We start from the raw sequence: 23,365 nt of genomic DNA, 5'->3' as shown, positions 1-23,365 counted from the left end.
GGCCGGTGGGATGTCGGCCCTGTTTCAGGGACGGGACGCCGGGGCACACTGGTGAGGCACGCAGCCGTGGGGAAGCCGATTCCCGGGCGCGTGACTACTGGCCGGTAACGGCCCCTGAGCTGGGACTGTGTCCGCCATATGGACGCAAGATTCCACTTTCCGGGATTTACCGCATCATGTAACCTGCACGAAATCGCAGAGGGCCAACGTCGTCCCTGTTGCACCACCGCTCCCCTGGCCATCGGCCGGGTGGATGCCCCTCATGCCAAGACGACGACGGGAGAGCCGATGCTGTCTGCATCCATGCACTCCGCCAACGAGCCCCAGGGCAGCAGCCGCTCCCCGTATGCGCTCGTTCCGGATGCGCGACCTGCAGCTCAGGGCCTGTACGACCCACGAAACGAGCACGACGCCTGCGGCGTCGGCTTCGTCGCCACGCTGACCGGCATCGCCGACCACACCATCGTCGACCAGGCACTGACCGTCCTGCGCAACCTGGAGCACCGCGGCGCCACCGGCGCCGAGCCGGACTCCGGTGACGGCGCGGGCATCCTGACCCAGATCCCGGACGCCTTCCTGCGCGCCCGCACCGCCTTCGAGCTGCCGGCCGCCGGCGCGTACGCGGTGGGCATCGCCTTCCTGCCGGACGAGGACGCCGCCGACGCCGCCGCGGTGGCCCAGATCGAGCAGATCGCCGACGAGGAGGGCCTGACCGTCCTCGGCTGGCGCGAAGTCCCCACCGCGCCGGACCTGTTGGGCGCCACCGCCCGCTCGGTGATGCCACGTTTCCGGCAGCTCTTCCTCGCGGCAGCGAGCAATGAACAGAGTCTCGCGGCAGCGAGCAATGAAGAGAGTCTCGCGGCAGCGAGCAATGAACAGAGCCTGAGCGGTGACGGCAAGGCCGGTCTCGCGCTGGACCGGGTCGCCTTCGTGGTGCGCAAGCGTGCCGAGCGCGAGGCCGGGGTGTACTTCCCCTCGCTCTCCGCCCGCACCATCGTCTACAAGGGCATGCTCACCACCGGGCAGCTGGAGCCGTTCTTCCCCGACCTGTCGGACCGGCTCTACGCCTCCGCGATCGGCCTGATCCACTCGCGCTTCTCCACCAACACCTTCCCGAGCTGGCCGCTCGCCCACCCGTACCGGTTCGTCGCGCACAACGGTGAGATCAACACCGTCCGGGGCAACCGGAACTGGATGCAGGCCCGGGAGTCGCAGCTGGCCACCGACCTGCTCCCGGCCAACCGCAACGGGCGGGACCTCAGCCGGATCTTCCCGGTCTGCACCCCCGAGCACTCCGACTCGGCCTCGTTCGACGAGGTCCTGGAGCTGCTCCACCTCGGCGGCCGCTCGCTGCCGCACTCGGTGCTGATGATGATCCCGGAGGCCTGGGAGAACCACGCCACCATGGACCCGGCCCGGCGCGCCTTCTACCAGTACCACTCCAACCTGATGGAGCCCTGGGACGGCCCGGCCTGCGTCACCTTCACCGACGGCAGCCAGATCGGCGCCGTGCTGGACCGCAACGGTCTGCGCCCGGCCCGGTACTGGATCACCGAGGACGGCCTGGTGGTGCTCTCCTCCGAGGTCGGCGTGCTCGACCTGCCGCAGGAGAAGGTGGTCGAGAAGGGCCGGCTCCAGCCGGGCCGGATGTTCCTGATCGACACCGAGCAGCACCGGATCGTCACCGACGAGGAGATCAAGTCCGAGCTCGCCGCCGAGCACCCCTACGCGGAGTGGGTGGCGGGCGGGCAGATCCAGCTCTCCAAGCTGCCCGAGCGCGAGCACATCGCGCACACCCACGCCTCGGTGACGCGCCGTCAGCAGACCTTCGGCTACACCGAGGAGGAGCTGCGGGTCATCCTGGCGCCGATGGCCAGGACCGGTGGCGAGGCGCTCGGATCGATGGGCACCGACACGCCGATCGCCGCGCTCTCCGAGAAGCCCCGGCTGCTCTTCGACTACTTCATCCAGCTCTTCGCCCAGGTCACCAACCCGCCGCTGGACGCGATCCGGGAGGAGCTGGTCACCTCCCTGCTGAGCAACCTCGGCCCCGAGGGCAACCTGCTGGCCACCGACGCCGCCGCCTGCCGCTCGGTCGGCATGCCGTTCCCGGTGATCGACAACGACGAGCTGGCCAAGCTGATCCACATCAACGCCGACGGCGACCAGCCGGGCCTGAAGGCGGTCACGCTCTCCGGCCTCTACAAGGTCTCCGGCGGCGGCGAGGCGCTGGCCGCGCGCCTGTCGGCCATCGCGGCCGAGGCGGACGCGGCGATCGCCGACGGCGCCCGGATCCTGGTGCTCTCCGACCGTCACTCGGACGCCGAGCACGCGCCGATCCCCTCGCTGCTGCTCACCTCCGCGGTCCACCACCACCTGATCCGCACCAAGCAGCGCACCCGGATCTCGCTGCTGGTGGAGGCCGGCGACGTCCGTGAGGTGCACCACGTGGCGCTGCTGATCGGCTACGGCGCCAGCGCGATCAACCCCTACCTGGCCATGGAGTCGGTCGAGGACCTGGTCGCCCAGGGCACCTTCCTGAGCGGCATCGAGCCCGAGAAGGCGATCCGCAACCTGATCAAGGCGCTCGGCAAGGGCGTGCTCAAGGTGATGTCCAAGATGGGCATCTCCACGGTCGCCTCCTACCGCGGCGCCCAGGTGTTCGAGGTGATCGGCCTCTCCCAGGAGACGGTGGACGCCTACTTCACCGGCACCACCAGCAAGCTCGGCGGCATCTCGCTGGGTGAGATCGCCCGCGAGGTGGCCGCCCGGCACGCCAAGGCCTACCCGGCCTCCGGGATCGCCGCCGCGCACCGCGCGCTGGAGATCGGCGGCGAGTACCAGTGGCGACGCGAGGGCGAGCCGCACCTGTTCGACCCGGACACCGTCTTCCGCCTGCAGCACTCCACCCGCAGCCGGCGCTACGACATCTTCAAGCAGTACACCGAGCGGGTGAACGAGCAGTCGACGCGGCTGATGACGCTGCGCGGCCTGTTCAAGCTGGACGGCCAGGGCCGCACGCCCATCCCGCTGGAGGAGGTCGAGCCGGTCTCCGAGATCGTCAAGCGCTTCTCCACCGGCGCGATGTCCTACGGCTCCATCTCGATGGAGGCGCACGAGACGCTGGCCATCGCGATGAACCAGCTCGGCGGCAAGTCCAACACCGGTGAGGGCGGCGAGGATCCGGAGCGTCTGTACGACCCGGCCCGCCGCTCGGCGATCAAGCAGGTCGCCTCCGGCCGGTTCGGCGTCACCTCCGAGTACCTGGTCAACGCCGACGACATCCAGATCAAGATGGCCCAGGGCGCCAAGCCCGGCGAGGGCGGCCAGCTGCCCGGCCACAAGGTCTACCCGTGGGTGGCCAAGACCCGGCACTCCACCCCCGGCGTCGGCCTGATCTCGCCGCCGCCGCACCACGACATCTACTCGATCGAGGATCTGGCCCAGCTGATCCACGACCTGAAGAACGCCAACCCGGCCGCCCGCATCCACGTGAAGCTGGTCTCCGAGGTCGGCGTGGGCACGGTGGCGGCCGGCGTCTCCAAGGCGCACGCGGACGTGGTGCTGGTCTCCGGCCACGACGGCGGCACCGGCGCCTCGCCGCTCACCTCGCTCAAGCACGCGGGCGGCCCCTGGGAGCTCGGCCTGGCCGAGACCCAGCAGACCCTGCTGCTCAACGGCCTGCGCGACCGGATCGTGGTGCAGACCGACGGCCAGCTCAAGACCGGCCGCGACGTGGTGATCGCCGCACTGCTCGGCGCCGAGGAGTTCGGCTTCGCCACCGCTCCGCTGGTGGTCTCCGGCTGCATCATGATGCGGGTCTGCCACCTGGACACCTGCCCGGTCGGCGTCGCCACGCAGAACCCGGTGCTGCGCGAGCGCTTCTCCGGCAAGCCCGAATTCGTGGTCAACTTCTTCGAGTTCATCGCCGAGGAGGTCCGCGAGATCCTCGCCGAGCTGGGCTTGCGCTCGATCGAGGAGGCGGTCGGCCACGCCGAGCACATCGACGCCACCGCCGCCGTCGACCACTGGAAGGCCGCCGGGCTGGACCTGGCCCCGCTGCTGCACGTCCCCGAGCTGCCCGAGGGCGCGGCCCTGCACCGCACCACCGCGCAGGACCACGCACTGGACAAGGCGCTCGACAACCAGCTGATCGAGCTGGCCCAGGACGCCCTGGAGCGCGGCGAGGCGGTCCGGATCCAGCTGCCGATCCGCAACGTCAACCGCACGGTCGGCACCATGCTGGGTCACCAGGTGACCAAGCGCTACCGCGGCGAGGGCCTGCCGGAGGGGACCATCGACGTCACCTTCACCGGCAGCGCGGGCCAGTCGTTCGGCGCCTTCGTGCCGCGCGGCATCACGCTGCGGCTGGAGGGCGACGCCAACGACTACGTCGGCAAGGGACTGTCCGGCGGCGTGCTGGTGGTCCGCCCGGCCCGCGACGCGGCCGCCATCGGCGCCGACGCGCAGGCCCACGTGATCGCCGGCAACACCATCGGCTACGGCGCCACCAGCGGCCGGATCCACCTGCGCGGCAAGGCCGGTGAGCGGTTCGCGGTGCGCAACTCCGGCGCCACCCTGGTGGTGGAGGGCGTGGGCGACCACGGCCTGGAGTACATGACCGGCGGCCGGGTGGTGATCCTCGGCGCCACCGGGCGCAACCTGGCCGCGGGCATGTCCGGCGGTATCGGCTACGTCCTGGACCTGCGTCCGGCCAACGTCAACGGCGGCATGGTCGGCATCGAGGCCCCCGACGCGGCGGACCGCGACTGGCTGCGCGAGACCGTGCAGCAGCACTACGAGGAGACCGGCTCGACGATCGCCGCCGAGCTGCTGGCCGACTGGGGCAGCGGGGTCTCCCGCTTCTCCAAGATCATGCCCACCGACTACAAGGCAGTGCTCGCCGCCAAGGACGCCGCGCAGCGCGATGGACTCTCCGAGTCCGAGACCACTCGCAAGATGATGGAGGCGGCACATGGCTGACCCCAAGGGCTTCCTGACCACCCCGAAGCAGCTCGCCGAACGCCGTCCGGTGGACGTGCGACTGCGGGACTGGAACGAGGTCTACGTCGAGCGCAGCCTGCTGCCGGTCATCAGCAAGCAGGCCGGGCGCTGCATGGACTGCGGCATCCCGTTCTGCCACAACGGCTGCCCGCTGGGGAACCTGATCCCCGAGTGGAACGACCTCGCCTTCCGGGACGACTGGTCCGGTGCGATCGAGCGGCTGCACGCGACCAACAACTTCCCGGAGTTCACCGGGCGGCTGTGCCCGGCGCCGTGCGAGTCGGCCTGTGTGCTGGGGATCAACCAGGACGCGGTGACCATCAAGAACGTCGAGGTCACCATCATCGACAAGGCCTGGGACAACGGCGGGGTCCGCCCGCAGGCCCCCGAGCGGCTCTCCGGCAAGACGGTGGCCGTGGTCGGCTCGGGCCCGGCCGGGCTCGCCGCCGCCCAGCAGCTCACCCGGGCCGGGCACACGGTCGTCGTCTACGAGCGGGCCGACCGGATCGGCGGCCTGCTGCGGTACGGCATCCCCGAGTTCAAGATGGAGAAGCGCCACATCAACCGCCGCATCGAGCAGATGCGCGCGGAGGGCACCCGGTTCCGCACCGGCGTGGAGGTCGGCACCGACCTCACCGGCCAGCAGCTGCGCGAGCGCTTCGACGCGGTCGTGGTCGCCGCCGGCGCCACCACCGCGCGCGACCTGCCGGTGCCGGGCCGTGAGCTCAAGGGCATCCACCAGGCGATGGAGTACCTGCCGCTGGCCAACAAGGTCCAGGAGGGCGACTACGTCGAGGCCCCGATCAGCGCCAAGGGCAAGCACGTCATCGTGATCGGCGGCGGCGACACCGGCGCCGACTGCCTGGGCACCGCGCTGCGCCAGGGGGCGGCCTCGGTCACCCAGCTGGAGATCATGCCGCGCCCCGGCGACGAGCGCCCCGGCCACCAGCCGTGGCCGACCATGCCGATGACCTACAAGGTCACCTCCGCGCACGAGGAGGGCGGCGAGCGCGTGTACTCTGTGAACACCACGCACTTCACGGGCGATGCGGACGGCAACGTGGCCGAACTGCATCTGGTGGAGGTGGAGTTCAAGGACGGCCGATTCGAGCCGGTGCCCGGCACCGAGCGGGCCGTCCCGGCGCAGCTGGTCACCCTGGCCATGGGCTTCACCGGGACGGACGTGAAGAACGGCCTCGTCGAGCAACTGGGCGTCGAGCTGGACGCGCGAGGCAACGTGGCCCGCGACGGCAGGTTCGCCACCAACGTGGAGGGTGTCTACGTCTGCGGTGACGCGGGCCGTGGTCAGTCGTTGATCGTGTGGGCGATCGCCGAGGGCCGCTCGGCGGCCGCCGCGGTCGACGCCCACCTCGGCGGCAAGAGCCCGCTGCCCGCCCCGATCCGCCCCACCGACCGCCCCCTGGTGGTCTGACCACCCCCGAAGCCATACCGGGAAAACCCTCCCGCACACCGCCCGCTCCTTCGAGCGGGCCGCACAACCCGCTGACCCGTCAGAGCCGCCGGTCCCTCAGCGGAGCACTAACGACGGCGCCTGCCCACTCCCCGACCAGTTGGGGGCAGGTGCCGTCGGGTGCTGTCCGGGGCGGTTTTCACGGGGTGGCCGGGCTGATCGGGCCGCCGGGTTGGATCGGGCCGCCGGGTTGGATCGGGGTGCGGGGCAGGGGGAGGCCGGTGGCCGCGTCCAGGACGGCGCGGGTGCCCAGGGGGTGGGTCAGGTGGAAGGTGACCGGGCCGAGGGAGGCGTACAGCGGGCAGGGGTCGCTGCCGGTGTGGGCCTGGTCGCGGCCGATCAGGACGACCACCGAGTCCGTCTCGTAGACCTCGCCGGGCAGCGGCTGCCGGCAGCCGCCGCCCTCCTGGTGGGCGGTGAGGGTGCGGCCGTCGGGTGAGAGGCCGGTCCACCGGCTCACGGGGGTCAGACCGGGGACGGATGGGCTGGTGGGCAGCGGGGTGGCTACTGCGGGGTAGCTGAACGGGGCCTGGTAGCCCGCGATGGTGAGCTGCCAGACGGGGATGGTCGCCGCGCCCCGGCTGGTGTCGATCTCGCGGGTGCCGGGCGCGACGGCCGTGACGACGAGCCAGCCGGGGCACTGGTGGCTCGGGCAGCCGGGGTTTCCCCCGCTGGGGCGGGTGGGCGGCGCTGGGCAGGACCCGTCGGGCACCGGGCAGCTCGCGGCCGGCGGCGGCTCCTTGATCAGCCGGCCGACCGGTACCAGTGGCAGTGTCAGCGTCGAACCGTCCGTCCAGCGCACCGTGCCGGTCTCGGGGGAGTACGGCAGGGTGGCGCGCAGGTCCAGCTTGTCGGCCTGGTAGGCGCTCGCGTCGGCCGCGCTGTGGAAGCCGTCCGGCGGCAGCCAGACGTTCGGTACGTCCAGCGGGTCGTAGTCGTGGTCCGAGCCGTGGTCCGAGTCGTGGTCCGAGTGCAGCGCCGTGGGCGAGTCGGCCCAGGAGCGGGCCACCGCCTCGGCCCGCGCCAGCGCCGGCCCGCTCGGGTTCGCGGATGTCGGGGTCAGGGATGCCTGGGGTTGGACGGCGGTGGCGCAGCCGGCCAGGACAGCGGTGGCCAGCAGCAGCGCGGCGGGCGCCGAACGGGAGACGTGCCAGGTCATCGCGGACTCAACTCCTTCGGGAAAGCTGACGGTTCGTCGGGACCGCGGTTGGACGTCTGGGTGAACTCACAGGTTCCAGGCCGTGCTTTGTATCCGTGCGACATGGCAGACTGCGGCGCGGAAAGGGCACGTGGGAGGAGAGGGCGATGAGCGCGGGCACCGGTCAGACCGGCGGCGGGGTGACGGTGCGCCGGCTGCTGCTGGGCTCCCAATTGCGCCGGCTGCGCGAGGCCCAGGGTGTCAGCCGGGAGGACGCGGGCTACGAGATCCGCGCCTCCGAGTCCAAGATCGGGCGGATGGAACTGGGCCGGGTCAGCTTCAAGGAGCGCGACGTCGCCGACCTGCTCACCCTCTACGGCGTCGGCGACCCCGAGCAGCGCGCCGAGTTGCTCTCGATGGTCCGCGCCGCCAACGCCACGCCCTGGTGGCACGCCTACGCCGACGTGGTGCCCGGCTGGTTCCAGACCTACCTGGGCTTCGAGGAGGCGGCCGGCACCATCTCCAGCTATGAGGTGCAGTTCGTCCCCGGTTTGCTGCAGACCGAGGAGTACGCCCGCGCGGTGATCCGGCTCGGCGCGCAGAACGCCCCGCAGGAGGAGATCGAGCGCCGGGTCGCGGTGCGGCTGCGCCGCCAGCGGCTGCTGGCCGGGGAGAGCGGTCCGCGACTGGTCGCCGTGATCGACGAGGCCGCGCTGCGCCGACCGTGCGGCGGGCCCGAGGTGATGCGCGGCCAACTGGTCCGGCTGCTGGAGCTGGCCGAGCTGCCGCGGCTCGAACTCCAGGTGATGCCGCTGGGCTTCGACGGGCTGGCCGCCGAGAGCGGGGCCTTCTCACTGCTCGGCTTCGACGAGCCCGACCTGGCGGAGGTCGTCTACCTGGAGCAGTTCACCACCGCGCTCTACCTGGACCGGCCGCGCGAGGTGGCCGAATACGCGGACACCCTGGAGCGGTTGCGGGCCGACAGCCTGAGCCCTGAGCGCAGTCGCGCGCTTTTGGGCACTTTGCTACAAGAAGCCTGACGTGTCAGTAGGATGACCCCCAGTCAGCCTTGAAGGGGAGTCAGGTGTCTCACTTTTCGGACCTCGCCCTGCAGTACATCGACGGCCAGTGGCGCCCGGGCAGCGGGTCCTGGGACATCGTGGACATCAACCCGTACAACGGCGAGAAGCTCGCGGTGATCACGGTCGCCACCGTGGCGGAGGTCGACGAGGCCTACCGGGCCGCCGAGCGGGCCCAGCGCGCGTGGGCCGAGACCAACCCCTACGCCCGTCGCCTGGTCTTCGAACGCGCCCTGCGGATCGTCGAGGAGCGCGAGCAGGAGATCACCGAGACGATCATCGCGGAGCTCGGCGGCACCCACCTCAAGGCCGCCTTCGAGCTCTCGCTGACCAAGGACATGCTGCGCGAGGCGATGCAGCTGGCGCTGCGCGCCGAGGGCCGCATCCTGCCCTCGGCGGTGGACGGCAAGGAGAACCGCGTCTACCGGCTGCCGGTCGGCGTGGTCGGCGTGATCAGCCCCTTCAACTTCCCGCTCTTCCTGTCGATGAAGCCGGTCGCGCCCGCCCTGGCGCTCGGCAACGCGGTGGTCCTCAAGCCGCACCAGGACGCCCCGATCGTCGGCGGCACCCTGCTCGCCAAGATCTTCGAGGAGGCCGGGCTGCCGGCCGGCCTGCTCAACGTGGTGATCACCGACATCGCCGAGATCGGCGACGCGCTGATCGAGCACCCCGTCCCCAAGGCGATCTCGTTCACCGGCTCCGACCGGGTCGGACGGCACGTGGCCACCGTGGCCGCCTCGCACTTCAAGCGCTCGGTGCTGGAACTCGGCGGCAACAGTGCGCTGATCGTGCTGGACGACGCCGACGTCGACTACGCGGTGGACGCCGCCGTGTTCAGCCGCTTCGCCCACCAGGGCCAGGTCTGCATGGCGGCCAACCGGATCCTGGTGGACCGCGCCGTGCTGGCCGAGTTCACCGAGAAGTTCGTCGCCAAGGTCGGCTCGCTCACCGTCGGTGACCCCAAGGACCCCGCCACCCAGATCGGCCCGCTGATCAACACCACCCAGGCCGACGCGCTCACCGCGCAGGTCGACCAGGCGCTCGCCGACGGTGCGACGGCGCTGCTGCGCGGCACCACGGTGGGCACCCTGATGTCCCCGGCGGTGCTCACCGACGTGGCCCCCAACGCGCCCATCCTGCAGCGCGAGCTGTTCGGCCCCGTCGTGCTGCTGGTCCCCTTCGACGGCGAGGAGGAGGCGGTGGCGCTCGCCAACAACACGCCCTTCGGCCTCAGCGGCGCGGTGCACACCGGTGACCTGGAGCGCGGCGTGCGGGTCGCCAAGCGGATCGAGACCGGCATGATCCACGTCAACGACGGGACCATCCACGACGAGGCGATCGTGCCCTTCGGCGGCGAGAAGAACTCGGGGCTCGGGCGGCTGAACGGCGAGTCCACGGTGGAGGCCTTCACCACGCTGAAGTGGATCTCGATCCAGCACGGGCGCAGCCGCTTCCCGTTCTGAGGGCTGACGGCTGCCGGGCTCCCGGGCTCCCGGGCTGACGGCTCCCGTTCTGAGGGCTGCCGGGTCGGCCGGGTGAAAGCTGGCGAACCTGGACATACCATCACAGAAAGACGGATGGGAGGCCAGGCATGACCAAGCGACCGACGGGCAAGACGAACAAGCTCCGTCGCGGCACCCAGGAGCTGCTGGCGAGCCGCGGCATGGTGTCCGGTGCGGGCGCCAAGCCCCGCCCGTTCGGCCCGGTCCTGCACACCGGGACGAACGGCGGCGGCGGTGCCATGGGCTACGGCACGTACGCGGCGCTGGCCGGCGAGACACCCTTCAGCCACGGCGGACGGCGGATCCCGGAGGAGCGGGCCCACGCCGGGGCACAGCCCGGCCACGCCGAGCTCAAGGGCCACCGCCACCGCGGCGCGGAGCGGCACTCGGCGCACTGACGCCGGCACGCATACGCGCACTGACGCGCGGCCGACCTGAGCCGGTACCCCGCACGGGCGGGGTACCGGCTCCTCACGCTTGTGCGGCGGGCTCTTGGAGCCGCTCCCGCACCGCCTCCAGCCGCTCGGTGAAGCGGCCCTCGGGCGGCGGGTCGGCCGGTTCCAGACGGGCCCAGCAGCGGTCGCGCTCGTAGTGCTCCAGCGCGGTCACCGTGGCGTCCAGCAGCTCGCGCACCTCGTCGGCCGTGTGACGGGCGGCGGTGGGCGTGGCGGTGGGGGCGCCGAGGCGGCCGGCCAGCTGTTCCAGCAGCTGGTCCGCCTGGGCGGCGCTCGCCGCCGGCCAGCGGGACAGCGCCACCCGCTCGCGCTGGGCGGCCAGCTCGTCCAGCAGCGGTGGCGGTGGCGGTGGCGGTGGCGGTGGCGGTGGCGGTGTGATCATCAGCGTGGCCAGCGCCCCCGCCGCGTACAGCCCGCCGACCACCGCCACCCCGACCGGGCCGAGCCCGTCCACCAGCGAGACCACCAGGCCCAGCACGGCCCCGCCGCTGCCCACGTAGTGCGCCCGGTTGCCGAACCAGGCCGGCAGCGCGCGGCGCCGGTCACTGGTAGCCACGGATCTCCTCGAACACCCCGTCCAGCGAGCCACCCGTCAGCGCGTCGAACAGCTTGCCGCCGGTGAGGTCGGCGATCCCCTGCAACTGCTGCTCGGCGCCCTCGCCGAACAGGATCGGGAAGACCGGCACCGCCTGGCCCGGGGCCGGCAGCTTCTTGTAGAACGCCGTGAAGTCGTCCGCCGAGGCGCCCTCGTTGCTCTCGCCGTCCGTCATCAGCACGATCGAGGTGAACCGGTCGTCCTGCTCGGCCGCCTGCTGCTGGGCGAGGAGCTGGTACGCCTGCTCCAGCGTGCTGTAGATCGCGGTGCCGCCCTCGGCCGTCAGGCTCTGCACGTCGGTGTTGATCGCCGCCAGCGCCGCCTGCGGGGCGTCGGCCGGGATCTGGTGGGTGTGCTGCCACTTCACGTCGTCCGCGAAGGAGATCAGCGTGACCTCCTCGCGCTCCCGGAACCCGTTCGCCACCAGGTTGCCGCCGGCGCCCGTCAGCCGGCCCAGCGCCTGCTGCAGCGCGGCCAGCCGGGATCCCCGCATCGAGCCCGAGGTGTCCAGCACGTACACCGTCCGGGAGGGCCGGCGCAGCTGGTTCTGGTAGGCCGCCAGCAGCGCGTCCGCCACCGCCCGGCTGCCGGGGAAGGGCAGTTCGGGCCGCCGGTCGGCGCTCAGCCCGGGCCCCGGTGCCACTCCCGGTACCACCGGGCGCCGCTCCGTGACGTCCGACAGCTCGCGCTGGATCTCCGGGTGCAGCAGCTCGGTGGTCAGCCGGGAGAAGGCGTCCGCGGCGGCAGTACCGGCCGAACTCAGCAGGGTCAGCGGGTAGTCGGCCGACACCACGCCGTCGGTCGGGCGGATCACCGTCAGCTGCCCGGTGGACGGCAGGGTACGGTTCAGCGAGAGCAGCACCGACTCGTAGTTCACCAGTGCGCCCACCGTCCCCCAGCCTCCGGCCGGGGGTGTCCCCGGGCCCGAACCGCCCTGCGCCGTGCGCTGGTAGGCCTGGGCCAGCCAGCCCGAGGAGCCCGAGGTCAGTTTCTGCCCGGCGAAGAAGGCGTGCAGGGCCGGGGCGGCCTTGGCCACGTCGTCCTGGGTCAGCGCCGCCTGGGCTCCCGAGAACGCCGAGGCCAGGGCGATCAGTGCGGACAGGCCCGAGTTGGACTGCGAGGGGTCCGCCATGCCGAAGGTCAGCTTGCCCGCCGCCACCGCCGCGCCCACCTGCGACCAGGTGGTCTGCGCCGGATCCCAGCCCAGCGAGGCGAGCACCGAGGAGCGGACCCCGAGCGCCACCGGGGAGACCATCACCGAGGTGTCCGAGAGGAGCTTGCCGGCCGCGTTCCGGTCCAGCCGCAGGTAGCGGTTGGAGGCGAACCAGATCGCGTCGTAGGTCCCGTCGGCCTTGCCGGCGGCGACCGTCTGGGCGCCGTCCAGGGTGCCGGTGTAGCTGAGCTGGACGGTGACGCCGGTGGCCTTGCGCACGTCGTCCAGCACCGGCTGCATGTCCTGCAGTTCGCTGCCCGCCAGCACCCGCAGCGTGTACGGGGCGCCGGTGGGCGGCGGTGCGGTGGGGCTGGGCGTCGGGCCGCCGGCAGTGCTCTGCGCCGGGCCCGGCTGCGGCTTCCTGCCCCCGCTCCCGCCGCTGTCACAGCCGGTCGCCGCGGCCGCCAGACCCAGCGCGAGCGCGCCGACCAGCCGGCGGCGGGTCATCCTCGAAGGTCCTGGGCTCATCAGTTGCCACTTCCTGCCGAGGAGGCCGCCGCCACGATCTTCTGCAGGATGTCCGTGGTCGGTGGCGGTGGTTGGGAGCCGAGCGAGGTCAGGTCGGAGAGGAAGCCCTGGCCGTGGCCCTTGGCCTTGAGCGCCGCCACCATCTGCTGCGGGTCGGCGGTGGGCCGGAACCCGTACTGGGCCTCCAGGCCGATCAGGGTGGGGTCGTTCAGCAGGGCCTGGGCGAGCGCGTCCGCCTTCGGCGTCAACTCCACCACGGTGTGGTCACTCGTGATGCCGATATCCGGATAGAGCACCACCATGTCGCCGGGCAGCTTCCCGTTCATCGCCTGCTCGGCCACCTCGGACTCGTAGGTCCAGCTCAGCGGCTTGCCGGTGCCGGCGACGAAGTCCCGGAACAGCTGGTCGCTGCTGGCGAGCAGGGCGCCCTGATTGGCCATCAGATAGCGCAGAAGCGGTGCCGTCCGGTCGATTCCGGTCTGATCCGACACCACCTGGTCGCCGTTGGCGAGGTAGGACATCACCGCCAGGTAGAGCGAGGCGGAGGAGGAGGTGTTCGGGTCGGTGGTGGCGATGTAGATCTTCCCGGCCAGGTCGGGCGGCGGGGTGGCGCCCTTCAGGTCGCCCCAGCCCAAGTGCTGCTGGACGTCGGTCAGGTACTGGGCCATGTGGAAGGTCCAGACGCCGTTGCCGTCCACCGACGCCAGGCCCGCGCCGCGCAGGAACTGGGCGGTCTGCTGATGGGCGAGCACCACCAGCGGGGAGTAGAACGGCCGCACCGGGTTGGTGGTGATCGGCGTGGTGATCGCTTTGGCGGCCACCGAACTGGCCGGGATGACGAAATCGTACGCCGAGCCGGACGGCTTGCTCTTGGCCTCCTCGGCCATCTGCCAGGAGCCCGAGGTGCGCACCGAGACCGCCAGGCCCTTGGCCCGCAGGGCCTGTTGGACCGCGCTGGAGGTGAAGAAGTCGCTCTTCTCGGAGCCGATCAGGCCGTTGAGCGCGCCGGCGCCGGCTGTGGCCGGCGGTTGCGGGCCGGGCTTCGGTGACCGGTGCTGCTGCTGGATCAGGACCAGGACGCCGATCACCAGCCCCAGTGCCACGATGAGCCCCAACAGCCGTCGCCTCATGGCGCCCCTCCCCGTTCCCCGTGATTCCCCCAGTGGGCGGCCGCCCGCCGCAAGCTCGGGTGCAGAGCCTCCCGCCGGGGGCCGAGCGCCGGCTTTCGCCTCGGTGAACCAGGGGTGAACAGGCCTTCACAGATCGGCATCTGTGGCACCTTCGGCACGGCGGCCGTTGATCGACTCCGATTTCGATCAAGCAAGGTCGCATTGCGTCGAAAAGTTCAACGAAGCTTCTGGTAGTGGACATGTGACGGTCCGTCGGAGCGTCGTTGTTACGCACCGGTAGTGCATACGCTCGGACCATGCGCCGAGCAAAAATCGTCTGTACCCTCGGGCCGGCCACCGACTCGTACGACCAGATCAAGTCCCTGGTCGACGCCGGCATGGACATCGCCCGCTTCAACCTGAGCCACGGCTCCCAGGCCGAACACGAGGAACGGTACCGCCGGGTCCGCAAGGCCGCCGACGAGACCGGCCGCAGCGTCGGCATCCTGGTCGACCTTCAAGGCCCGAAGATCCGCCTGGGCACCTTCGCCGAAGGCCCTGTACTCCTCGAACGCGGCGACGAGTTCACCATCACGGTGGACAAGGTCCCCGGCGACAAGGAGATCTGCGGCACCACCTACCCCGGGCTCGCGGGCGACGTCGCGCGCGGGGAGCGGATCCTGATCGACGACGGCCGGGTCTGCCTCGAAGTCACCCGCGTGGAGGGGCCGCGCGTCCACTGCATCGTCATCGAAGGCGGCCTGGTCTCCGACCACAAGGGCCTCAACCTGCCCGGAGTCGCCGTCTCCGTGCCCGCGCTCAGCGACAAGGACGTCGCCGACCTGCGCTGGGCCCTGCGAGTGGGCGCCGACCTGATCGCGCTCTCGTTCGTCCGCAGCGGCAGGGACATCGAGGACGTGCACACCGTCATGCGCGAGGAGGGCCGCTTCCTCCCCGTCATCGCCAAGATCGAGAAGCCCCAGGCGGTGGACGGCCTGGAGGGCATCGTCAGCGCCTTCGACGGCATCATGGTCGCCCGCGGCGACCTGGGCGTCGAACTGCCGCTGGAGCAGGTGCCGTTGGTCCAGAAGCGCGCGATCAAGCTGGCCAAGCGCAACGCCAAGCCGGTCATCGTCGCCACCCAGATGCTCGACTCGATGATCCACGCCTCCCGCCCCACCCGGGCCGAGGCCTCCGATGTCGCCAACGCCATCCTCGACCAGGCCGACGCGGTGATGCTCTCCGGCGAGACCTCGGTGGGCAAGTACCCCATCGAGACGGTCAAGACCATGGGCCGCATCGTCGAGGCCGTCGAGGAGGAGGTGCTGGCCGCCGGCCTGCCCCCGCTGACCGAGCGCAGCAAACCCCGCACCCAGGGCGGCGCGGTGGCCCGGGCCGCCGCCGAGATCGGCGACTTCCTGGGCGCCAAGTACCTGATCGCCTTCACCCAGAGCGGCGACACCGCCCGCCGGCTGACCCGCTACCGCTCCCCGATCCCGGTCCTGGCCTTCACCTACGAGCCCGCCGTGCGCAGCCAGTTGGCGCTCACCTGGGGCGTGGAGACCTTCCTGGGCCCGTTCGTGCCGACCACCGACGAGATGGTCGCCCAGGTGGACAGCGCACTGCTGAGCCTGGGGCGGTGCGAGCGCGGGGACATCGTCATCATCACGGCCGGGTCGCCGCCCGGGCTGGCGGGCTCGACCAACCTGGTGCGGGTGCACCACGTGGGGGAGCTGGACAACTGACGGGCGGGTGGGGGCGCCCGCGGGCTGCGGGCGCCCCCACGAGGGCTCGCGCGCACAGGCTCGCGCACGAGGGCTCGCGTACAAGGGCGGCCGCGGCGCTGACCAGGCTGGTAGCGTCCTGCCGGCGGGACCTGATGACGCCCGACGAGGAGAAGGACGAGCCCGAGCATGCCCACCGCACCCGTGATCCTGAGCGGCGTTCCCGGCTCCTTCGCCTGGGGCGTCTTCCACGAGCGGCACCCGAAGCTGATCCGGCAGGTGCTCGACGCGCTGCCGTACGGGCCGACCCAGCGGGCGGCCGTCGAGGACCTCCTCGCCGAGAGCACCAGCGGCGTGCTGCAGCCGCTCGGCCCGGACGCCCATGACCACCAGCAGTGGCTGGCGTGGGGCGAGGGCCGGTTCGGGCGACCGTGGGGCGAGGCGCCGTTCCTGTGGGCCGAGAGCTACTTCTACCGCAGGCTGCTCGAAGCCACCGGCTACTTCCGGCCCGGGACCTGGCAGGGCATCGACCCCTTCGCGCCGTTCAAGAACGCCGAACTGGCCGGCCCCGCCGTCGACGCCGAGCTGGCGGCTCTCGGCGACCTGCCCGCCCTGTCCGCCGAGAAGCGAGCCGAGGTGCTGCTCGCGTCGGCGCTCTGGGGCAACCGGGCGGACCTCAGCTTCCAGATCACCGCCCCGGCCGGCGACGACACCCGACCGTCCGCCCTGATCGCGGACGACAGCCCGCTCCTGTGGTCCACGCTCGCCGCCGCGAGCACCCCGAGGGTCTGCGTCATCGCGGACAACGCCGGGCGAGAGCTGCTCCCCGACCTGGTCCTGGTCGACCACCTCCTGACGAGCGGGCTTGCCACCGAGGCCGTCCTCTACGTCAAGCCGTTCCCCTACTACGTGTCGGACGCGACGACGGCCGACGTCCTCGCGACCGTCCGCCGCCTTCGCGCCGCACCGGGGCAGGAGGCGGAAGCGACCGGCCGTCGACTCTGGCAGGCGATGAACAACGGCACCTTGACGGTCCGCACCCACCCGTTCTTCTGCGCGCCGCTGCCGTTCCACGCCATGCCCGCCGACCTCAGGGCCGAGCTCGCCGGCGCCACGCTGACGATCGTGAAGGGCGACCTCAACTACCGCCGCCTGGTGGGGGACCAGCTCTGGGACCCCACGGCCCCCTTCGCCGAGCGGGCCGGCCACTTCCCGACCCCGGTGGCGGCGCTGCGCACGCTGAAGTCCGACGTCGTCGTCGGCCTCGACGGGGCGGTGGTCGCGAGGCTGGACGCGACGGGGGAGCACTGGCGAACCAGCGGCACGTACGGCCTCGTTCAGGTCGCGCGGAACCTCCCCTGAGGAGAGCGTGAACCGGGCGCCGCCCCGGTACGTCATGACGGGCGCAGAGACCGATCGCACCCGGAAGGACCCCCTCATGGCGGACACCCACCGCGCCGCAGCCCGCACCCTGGCCGGCGGGACGGCGGCGGCACTGGCCGGCGCCCTCCTGCTGAGCGGCTGCGGTGCTCCAGGCGGCCATCACCGGACCACCGCGACGACGCCCCCCGGCGCCTCGGCCCGCGTTGCCGCCGCGGCTCCGGTCAGCGCCGCGCCGGGCGCCTGCACGACGGCCGCGCCCGCGCCGGGCGGCAGCGCGGCCGGAGGGTCTGCGTCCGGCACCGGCCCGGCCGTCACCCCCGTCGACCTGAGCGCCTGGCAACTGGTGCTGCCCATCGCGAAGCCCGGCGATCCGAACGTGGCCGAGCAACTGACTCCCGCCCGGCTCACCGACCCCTACCTCACCCAGGGCCCGGGCGGCAGCCTGGCCTTCTGGGCACCCGCGGGCGGCGCCACCACCGCGCACTCGCTGCACTCCCGCACCGAGCTGGCCGCGCTCGGGAGGTTCACCCTCGGCACCGCCTGCCACCGCCTGAGCGAGACCCTGTCCGTCGGCCAACTGCCGGACGTGTCACACGAGATCACCATCGGACAGATCCACGGCACGGATACCGACGAGGCCGCGCCCTTCGCCATGCTGGCCGTCCAGGGCGACAGCGTCGGGGTGACGCTGGAGACGGTGCCCAAGAACGACGGATCGGTCGGGCCTGCGCCGACCGGCGAGAAGATCCTGAAGTACCACCTGCTCAGCGGAGTCCGGCTGGGGACGCCGTTCGGCTACACCATGACCGACAACGGCAACGGCACCCTCACCTTCACCGGCGACTGCGCCGGCACCCCCGGCTGCCAGGCCGCACCCCCGGTCACCGCCCCCGTCCCCCCGGCCTGGGCCGGCCACCCGGTGCGCTTCATGGCCGGCGACTACGAGCAGGACGACGCCGCCACCTCGCATTCGGGGGGCGGGCGGCTCACGGTCTTCGGGGTCGGTCTGAGCTGAGGGCGTGGGTGGGGGGTGGGTCAGTACTTCGGGCCGATGTGCTGGTCGAGCAGGGCGACGGAGGCGCGGCGGGCGATGGAGATGTTGACGGCGCCGGTGGGGCGGCGGGCGGCCTTCCACTGGACGCCGACGGCGTCGAGGGTGTCGGTGAAAATGCGCAGGATGTCGGCCGAGGTGTTGGTGAAGAAGTACCGGGGGTACTCGTACCTCTTGCCGCTTCGGGTGGTCCAGTTGACGATCCGGCAGCCGTCGGAGTGAATCAGTCCGCGCAGCAGCTCCCAGGGGTGGGCGTCCACGATCGCCTGCTGCCAGGGCACGAGCACGATGGGGCGCTCGTGCTTCTTGCCGGGGCCGTGCTGGGGGAAGAGGCAGGACCAGTGCTTGCTCGTGCTGACCACGGAAGTGCAGCCGGGCGCGGGCACTCGGAGCACGCCGTTGCCGGGCATCACCGCGCGCATCGCCCGCTCGCACCGGTCGATGAGTCCGGGCCAGGCGTTGCCGCACGCGATCCGCAGCGCGTGGACGGATCGGCGGCCCTCGCTGAGGCAGCCGTCGCCGAGGTAGAGCCCGAGGAGATAGGTGTAGGCAGACGGTGGCCGGTCGTCGGCCAGGCCGCCCGATGCGACCGGGCACTCGGCGGTCATCCGGGGGCTCGGGGCGGTGCCGTTGAGGGTCCACTGCCGGAGGGAGTGCCGCGAGATGCCGGTGGCTCGGCTGACTTCACTGAATGTCAGGCCTGAGCGGTGCAGGGCGACGGCACGTGAGCGAGTGGCCTGGTCGTACATGAGACCGAGGATCGGCGGCATTATGCCGATTGATGCCAAAAGGCCGAGAAAGATCACCCGAATGTACGAAGATCGCCAGCTGTTCGAATATCCTGATAACCTTCGAATTGAAGGAAAAGTGCCCCGGGTGGGATTCGAACCCACGCTGTCGGTGGTTTGAGCACCGTGCCTCTCCCGCTGGGCTACCGGGGCGCCCGTTGAATCGAAGGTTCCCCTCGACCCTGCGAATCTCAAACATACAGGGTCTAGGTACCCTCGTGCATGCACCCCCCGCCGGAACGAGGAGTCCCGTGAGCACCGCCGACGAGCAGCCCCAGGCGCTTGAGACCGACTCGCCCCAGATCACCCGAATTGTCATCGCCGAGGACGAGGCGCTCATCCGTCTCGACCTGAAGGAGATGCTCGAGGAGGAGGGCTACACCGTGGTCGGTGAGGCCGGGGACGGGGCGACGGCGCTCAGGTTGGCCGAGGAGTTGCGGCCCGACCTGGTCATCCTCGATGTCAAGATGCCGATCCTCGACGGGCTGTCCGCCGCCGAGCAGATCCACGAGGCGCACATCGCCCCGGTGCTGATGCTGACCGCCTTCTCGCAGCGGGAGTTGGTGGACCGGGCGCGGGATGCCGGGGCGATGGCGTACATCGTCAAGCCGTTCTCCAAGAGTGACCTGGTGCCGGCGATCGAGATGGCGGTCTCGCGGTACACCGAGATGCGCACCCTGGAGCAGGAGATCGCCGACCTCACCCAGCGGCTGGAGACGCGCAAGCTGGTGGACCGGGCGAAGAGCGTGCTGCAGACGAAGTTCGGGCTGAACGAGCCGGCTGCCTTCCGCTGGATCCAGAAGACCTCGATGGACCGCCGGATGACCATGGCCGCCGTGGCGGAGGCCGTGATCGAGGAGGGCGTGGCGCAGGACAAGAAGAAGGCCGACGCCGCCGGGGAGTAGCCGGGGAGCAGGCGCACGGCGAGGGCCGGCCACGGGAGCGTGGCCGGCCCTTGGCGTGCCCGGGCGCAGTCCTCGCTCTCAGTCCTCGCCGAGGTAGGACTTGCGCACCGACTCGTCGCGCAGCAGTTCCGCGCCCGTCCCGGTGAGGACGATCCGCCCGGTCTGCATGACGTAGCCGCGGTCGGAGAGCGAGAGGGCGGCCTGGGCGTTCTGCTCGACGAGCAGGATCGTGGTGCCGGCGGCCTTCAGCTCGATGATGGTCGCCATGATCTTCTGCATCATGATCGGCGAGAGGCCCATCGACGGCTCGTCCAGCATCAGCAGCTTGGGCCGGGACATCAGGGCCCGCCCCATCGCCAGCATCTGCTGCTCGCCGCCGGAGAGGGTGCCGGCGGCCTGCTTGCGGCGTTCGCCGAGGATCGGGAAGAGCGTGTAGGCGCGCTCGACGTCCTGGGTGATGCCGGCCTGGTCCTTGCGCAGGAAGGCGCCGAGGAGCAGGTTCTCCTCGATGGTCATCCGGGGGAAGATGTGCCGGCCCTCGGGGGAGTGGGCCAGGCCCAGGGCGACGATGCGGTGGGCGGGGACGGTCGTGAGGTCCTGGCCGTCGAAGGTGATGCTGCCGGCGGTGGGGCGCAGCAGGCCGGAGAGGGTGCGCAGGGTGGTGGTCTTGCCGGCGCCGTTGGTGCCGATCAGGGTGGTGACCTCGCCGGCGGCGACGGTGAAGCTGATGCCCTTGACGGCCTCGATCTTGCCGTAGGCGACCCGGAGGTCCTTCACGTCCAGCAGGGCGTTGCTCATGCGGGGTTCTCCGTGTTCTCCGTACCATCCGTGGCCTCGGGTGCGCCGGCGGCCTCGGGGGCGGCCTCGGGTGCGCCGGCGGCCTCGGGGGCTGCCTGGGCGGCGGCCGGGGCCTGCAGCGGTTCACCCAGGTAGGCCGTGATCACCCGCTCGTCGTTCTGGACGAGTTCCCGGTTCCCTTCGACGATCTTCTGCCCCTGGACCAGCACCGCGGTGCGGTCGCACAGGTTGAAGATGAAGCGCATGTCGTGCTCGATGACCAGGATCGCCACGCCCCGGTCGCGGATCGCGAAGACGAGTTCCTCGGCGGCCCGGGTCTCCTGGGGGTTCATGCCGGCGGTGGGTTCGTCGAGCAGCAGCAGGCCGGGTTCGCTGGCCAGCGCGCGGGCGATCTCCAGCTTGCGCTGTTCGCCGTAGGGGAGGTTGCGGGCCAGGTGTTCGGCCTTGTCGGCGAGGCCGGTGAACTCCAGCAGGGCCATCGCCTTCTCCCGGCTGTCGGCTTCGGCGCGCCGGTAGCCGGGGCCGCGCAGCAGCGCGGAGATGAGGCCCTCCTTGGTGCGGCTGTGCCGGCCGACCAGGACGTTCTCCAGCACGGTCATGTTGGCGAAGAGCCGGATGTTCTGGAAGGTGCGGGCTATGCCGGCCTGGGTGACCAGGTGGGGCTTGGGCGGCAGCACCTTGTCGCGGTAGGTGACGGTGCCTTCGGTCGGCACGTAGAGGCCGGTGAGGCAGTTGAAGAAGGTGGTCTTGCCGGCGCCGTTGGGGCCGATCAGGCCGATGATCTCGCCCTCGCCGACGGTGAGGTCGACGTTGTTGACGGCGGTCAGGCCGCCGAAGCGCATGGTGACGCCGCGCGCGTCCAGCAGGGTGGTCGTGGTGGTGGTGCTCATCGGTCACGCCCCTGCCTGGTCGAGGTTGAGACTGACGGTGCCCGGCCCGCCGCCCTGTGCGGGCAGCTCAGTGGCCGTCTCGTCGTCCTGGTGGAACTCGCGCTGCCGGCGGCGGTTGGCGATGATGCCCTCCGGGCGGAAGCGCATCAGCAGGATCAACGCGACGCCGAAGGCCAGCAGTTGGTAGTTCTGCAGGAAGGAGAGCTTCTCCGGGATGAGGTAGAGCAGCGAGGCGCCGAGCAGTGGTCCGCTGACGGTGCCCATGCCGCCGAGGACCACCGCGGCCAGCAGGAAGGCGGAGTTGGGCGGGGTGGAGCCGGCGAAGACGTAGGGGTCGGGGACCACGCTGTAGGTGACGTGGGCGCTGACGGTGCCGGCCAGGCCCGCGAGTGCGGCGCCGAGGGCGAAGGCGGTGAGCTTGGTGCGGAAGCCGTTGATGCCCATCGCCTCGGCGGCGGTCTCGTCCTCGCGGATGGCGATCCAGGCGCGTCCGATGCGGGAGTTGCCGGCCCGGCTGAAGACGGCGATGACGATCAGGGTGACGATCAGCATCAGGAGGAAGTAGTTGGCGAACCGCCCGATGGTGAAGGGGCCGAGATCGTGGGCGGTGCCGAGGTCGAAGCCGAAGACGCTGATGTCGGGGATGGCGGGGATGCCGTTGGGGCCGTTGGTGATCTTCGGGCCGGAGGTGCCGTCGAGGTTCTGCACGGTGATGTGGAAGATCTCACCGAAGCCGATGGTGACGATGGCCAGGTAGTCGCCGCGCAGTCGCAGGGTGGGGGCGCCGATCAGCACGCCGAACACCAGCGAGACCGCGGCGCCGATCAGGGCGGCGGCCCAGAAGGGGACTTCGGCGTTGTGGAAGGGCGAGTAGGGCGAGCCGGAGACGAGGGCGGCGGTGTAGGCGCCGACGCCCAGGAAGGCGACGTAGCCGAGGTCGAGCAGGCCGGTGAGGCCGACCACGATGTTGAGGCCGAGTGCGACGGTGGCGAAGATCAGGATGTTGACGCCGACGTTGGCGTCGTGGTCGTTGTTCTGGGTCAGCGGGAAGAGCGCGGCGGCCACGAAGCCGGCGGTCAGGGCGAACGGGCGCTGGCGCTGGAGCAGGGTGGCCAGGTGCTCGAAGAGGCCGGACTTGAGGTAGGCGGCGGCGCTGAAGGCGACGGCGATCAGGAAGCCCTCGAAGAGTTCGCCGTAGGAGGTGTCGATGCCGTAGGTGAAGACGGCCAGGCCCAGGGCGGCGAGCAGGGTGACCTGGAGGCGTTCGACCCAGGCGGGTGCGGGGGCTGGGGCGGCGCTGGTGGTCCGGCGGTCCTCGGGCAGGGCGAGCGCGCCGTAGACGGCGGGCAGCACGGCGATGCCCGCGATCCAGCCGCCGGTGGTCAGGTTGGCCAGGCCTCCGAGTTCGGCGGCGATCGCGATCAGGGTGAACCAGGTGGTGGCGAGGGTGGCCAGGGCGAGCCAGCGCAGTGGCACGGTGTGGCCGCGTGGCGCGAGGGAGCGCAGCAGCGGGACGTCGTAGGCGCCGAGCACCTGCAGGAGCAGCAGGGCGGCGGTGGTGATGGTGAGCACCTGCAGGCCGCCGGGGTAGCCGGTGACGGTGAGGTCGCCGGGGAAGCGGGCGGTCCAGGTCCAGGAGAGGAACGCGGAGGCGATGGCGAACAGGCCGCCGGCGGCGATCAGGGCGCGGGCCGCGGGGGCGGGGACGGTGCCTTCGAGCCGGGTGAGCGCGGCGGTGGCGGTGCGGCGCAGGGCGGCCGTGGTGGGGCTGGTGGTCATCTCTGCTTCTCCT

The 23,365-nt window shown here is 71.4% G+C and carries 17 protein-coding genes and 1 tRNA gene; 9 read left to right on the top strand and 9 right to left on the bottom strand.

Features of this window, described 5'->3' with window-relative positions; genetic code table 11:
* Positions 1-303 precede the first annotated feature (303 nt).
* Both gltB and ACFZB9_RS01000 read left to right on the top strand, forming a co-directional pair.
* Positions 304-4,983 carry a glutamate synthase large subunit gene (gene gltB / locus ACFZB9_RS01005; protein ID WP_391443306.1) on the top strand — a complete coding sequence of 1,560 codons (4,680 nt, stop codon included), beginning with the start codon at positions 304-306 and terminating at the stop codon, positions 4,981-4,983.
* Positions 4,976-6,436 carry a glutamate synthase subunit beta gene (locus ACFZB9_RS01000; protein WP_391442650.1) on the top strand — a complete coding sequence of 487 codons (1,461 nt, stop codon included), beginning with the start codon at positions 4,976-4,978 and terminating at the stop codon, positions 6,434-6,436. Before gltB ends, ACFZB9_RS01000 begins: the two co-directional genes overlap by 8 nt.
* A gap of 178 nt (positions 6,437-6,614) precedes the next feature.
* Here ACFZB9_RS01000 and ACFZB9_RS00995 read toward each other — a convergent pair whose 3' ends face one another.
* Entirely contained in the window at positions 6,615-7,634 is a 1,020-nt protein-coding gene (locus ACFZB9_RS00995) for a hypothetical protein (protein WP_391442648.1), read from the bottom strand.
* A 146-nt stretch (positions 7,635-7,780) separates the two neighbouring features.
* Between ACFZB9_RS00995 and ACFZB9_RS00990 the strand changes: the two genes are divergently transcribed.
* The 3 genes from ACFZB9_RS00990 to ACFZB9_RS00980 all read left to right on the top strand — a co-directional run bounded on the left by ACFZB9_RS00990 (position 7,781) and on the right by ACFZB9_RS00980 (position 10,592).
* Entirely contained in the window at positions 7,781-8,653 is an 873-nt protein-coding gene (locus ACFZB9_RS00990) for a helix-turn-helix domain-containing protein (protein WP_391442647.1), read from the top strand.
* 44 nt (positions 8,654-8,697) lie between these two features.
* Positions 8,698-10,155: an aldehyde dehydrogenase family protein gene (locus tag ACFZB9_RS00985; protein WP_391442645.1), complete on the top strand. Its 1,458-nt coding sequence runs from the start codon at positions 8,698-8,700 to the stop codon at positions 10,153-10,155.
* A 128-nt stretch (positions 10,156-10,283) separates the two neighbouring features.
* Complete coding sequence (locus ACFZB9_RS00980) at positions 10,284-10,592, top strand: hypothetical protein (protein WP_391442644.1); 309 nt, start codon at positions 10,284-10,286, stop codon at positions 10,590-10,592.
* Between the two features lie 73 nt (positions 10,593-10,665).
* On the opposite strand, the gene ACFZB9_RS00975 is transcribed toward ACFZB9_RS00980, so the two are convergent.
* From ACFZB9_RS00975 to ACFZB9_RS00965, 3 genes are read right to left on the bottom strand one after another with little or no spacing between them, the layout of a single operon-like run.
* Positions 10,666-11,205, bottom strand: coding sequence for a hypothetical protein (locus ACFZB9_RS00975; RefSeq protein WP_391442643.1), 540 nt, complete (start codon positions 11,203-11,205; stop codon positions 10,666-10,668).
* The gene (locus tag ACFZB9_RS00970; protein ID WP_391442641.1) at positions 11,192-12,904 is read right to left on the bottom strand and encodes a substrate-binding domain-containing protein; all 1,713 of its coding nucleotides are present in this window, start codon (positions 12,902-12,904) and stop codon (positions 11,192-11,194) included. Before ACFZB9_RS00970 ends, ACFZB9_RS00975 begins: the two co-directional genes overlap by 14 nt.
* 20 nt (positions 12,905-12,924) lie before the next feature.
* A complete protein-coding gene (locus tag ACFZB9_RS00965; protein WP_391442638.1) occupies positions 12,925-14,055 on the bottom strand; it encodes a hypothetical protein in 1,131 nt (376 codons plus the stop codon).
* 296 nt (positions 14,056-14,351) lie between these two features.
* Between ACFZB9_RS00965 and pyk the strand changes: the two genes are divergently transcribed.
* The 3 genes from pyk to ACFZB9_RS00950 all read left to right on the top strand — a co-directional run bounded on the left by pyk (position 14,352) and on the right by ACFZB9_RS00950 (position 18,156).
* A complete protein-coding gene (gene pyk, locus ACFZB9_RS00960; protein WP_391442637.1) occupies positions 14,352-15,779 on the top strand; it encodes a pyruvate kinase in 1,428 nt (475 codons plus the stop codon).
* Between the two features lie 168 nt (positions 15,780-15,947).
* Positions 15,948-17,120 (top strand): damage-control phosphatase ARMT1 family protein, encoded by a 1,173-nt coding sequence (locus ACFZB9_RS00955; RefSeq protein ID WP_391442635.1) that lies wholly within the window; start codon positions 15,948-15,950, stop codon positions 17,118-17,120.
* 76 nt (positions 17,121-17,196) lie between these two features.
* Positions 17,197-18,156: a polysaccharide lyase family 7 protein gene (locus ACFZB9_RS00950; protein WP_391442633.1), complete on the top strand. Its 960-nt coding sequence runs from the start codon at positions 17,197-17,199 to the stop codon at positions 18,154-18,156.
* 20 nt (positions 18,157-18,176) lie between these two features.
* On the opposite strand, the gene ACFZB9_RS00945 is transcribed toward ACFZB9_RS00950, so the two are convergent.
* Together ACFZB9_RS00945 and ACFZB9_RS00940 are read right to left on the bottom strand one after the other, a co-directional pair.
* The gene (locus tag ACFZB9_RS00945; protein ID WP_391442632.1) at positions 18,177-18,800 is read right to left on the bottom strand and encodes a hypothetical protein; all 624 of its coding nucleotides are present in this window, start codon (positions 18,798-18,800) and stop codon (positions 18,177-18,179) included.
* Between the two features lie 260 nt (positions 18,801-19,060).
* Positions 19,061-19,133 (bottom strand) — tRNA-Leu (locus ACFZB9_RS00940).
* Between the two features lie 98 nt (positions 19,134-19,231).
* Between ACFZB9_RS00940 and ACFZB9_RS00935 the strand changes: the two genes are divergently transcribed.
* On the top strand, positions 19,232-19,885 hold the full coding sequence (locus ACFZB9_RS00935) for an ANTAR domain-containing response regulator (protein WP_391442630.1): 654 nt from the start codon (positions 19,232-19,234) through the stop codon (positions 19,883-19,885).
* A 78-nt stretch (positions 19,886-19,963) separates the two neighbouring features.
* Here ACFZB9_RS00935 and ACFZB9_RS00930 read toward each other — a convergent pair whose 3' ends face one another.
* The 3 genes from ACFZB9_RS00930 to ACFZB9_RS00920 are packed head-to-tail and all read right to left on the bottom strand — an operon-like array spanning position 19,964 to position 23,352.
* Entirely contained in the window at positions 19,964-20,683 is a 720-nt protein-coding gene (locus ACFZB9_RS00930) for an ABC transporter ATP-binding protein (RefSeq protein ID WP_391442629.1), read from the bottom strand.
* On the bottom strand, positions 20,680-21,573 hold the full coding sequence (locus tag ACFZB9_RS00925) for an ABC transporter ATP-binding protein (RefSeq protein WP_391442627.1): 894 nt from the start codon (positions 21,571-21,573) through the stop codon (positions 20,680-20,682). Before ACFZB9_RS00925 ends, ACFZB9_RS00930 begins: the two co-directional genes overlap by 4 nt.
* 3 nt (positions 21,574-21,576) lie before the next feature.
* Positions 21,577-23,352, bottom strand: a complete 1,776-nt coding sequence (locus ACFZB9_RS00920) for a branched-chain amino acid ABC transporter permease (RefSeq protein ID WP_391442626.1) — start codon at positions 23,350-23,352, stop codon at positions 21,577-21,579.
* Positions 23,353-23,365: the final 13 nt, after the last annotated feature.

This window comes from Kitasatospora sp. NPDC008050 (assembly GCF_042957465.1).
Taxonomy (GTDB): domain Bacteria; phylum Actinomycetota; class Actinomycetes; order Streptomycetales; family Streptomycetaceae; genus Kitasatospora.
Note: the sequence above shows the minus strand (reverse complement) of the source record. Positions and strands in the feature narration are given on the sequence as shown.

Bases quoted from the DNA above. Each gene is read 5' to 3' on its own strand.
- gltB (WP_391443306.1), top strand. From the start codon at position 304: ATGCACTCCGCCAACGAGCCCCAGGGCAGCAGCCGCTCCCCGTATGCG.
- ACFZB9_RS01000 (WP_391442650.1), top strand. From the start codon at position 4,976: ATGGCTGACCCCAAGGGCTTCCTGACCACCCCGAAGCAGCTCGCCGAA.
- ACFZB9_RS00995 (WP_391442648.1), bottom strand. From the start codon at position 7,634: ATGACCTGGCACGTCTCCCGTTCGGCGCCCGCCGCGCTGCTGCTGGCC.
- ACFZB9_RS00990 (WP_391442647.1), top strand. From the start codon at position 7,781: ATGAGCGCGGGCACCGGTCAGACCGGCGGCGGGGTGACGGTGCGCCGG.
- ACFZB9_RS00980 (WP_391442644.1), top strand. From the start codon at position 10,284: ATGACCAAGCGACCGACGGGCAAGACGAACAAGCTCCGTCGCGGCACC.
- ACFZB9_RS00970 (WP_391442641.1), bottom strand. From the start codon at position 12,904: ATGACCCGCCGCCGGCTGGTCGGCGCGCTCGCGCTGGGTCTGGCGGCC.
- ACFZB9_RS00965 (WP_391442638.1), bottom strand. From the start codon at position 14,055: ATGAGGCGACGGCTGTTGGGGCTCATCGTGGCACTGGGGCTGGTGATC.
- pyk (WP_391442637.1), top strand. From the start codon at position 14,352: ATGCGCCGAGCAAAAATCGTCTGTACCCTCGGGCCGGCCACCGACTCG.
- ACFZB9_RS00955 (WP_391442635.1), top strand. From the start codon at position 15,948: ATGCCCACCGCACCCGTGATCCTGAGCGGCGTTCCCGGCTCCTTCGCC.
- ACFZB9_RS00950 (WP_391442633.1), top strand. From the start codon at position 17,197: ATGGCGGACACCCACCGCGCCGCAGCCCGCACCCTGGCCGGCGGGACG.
- ACFZB9_RS00945 (WP_391442632.1), bottom strand. From the start codon at position 18,800: ATGACCGCCGAGTGCCCGGTCGCATCGGGCGGCCTGGCCGACGACCGG.
- ACFZB9_RS00930 (WP_391442629.1), bottom strand. From the start codon at position 20,683: ATGAGCAACGCCCTGCTGGACGTGAAGGACCTCCGGGTCGCCTACGGC.
- ACFZB9_RS00925 (WP_391442627.1), bottom strand. From the start codon at position 21,573: ATGAGCACCACCACCACGACCACCCTGCTGGACGCGCGCGGCGTCACC.
- ACFZB9_RS00920 (WP_391442626.1), bottom strand. From the start codon at position 23,352: ATGACCACCAGCCCCACCACGGCCGCCCTGCGCCGCACCGCCACCGCC.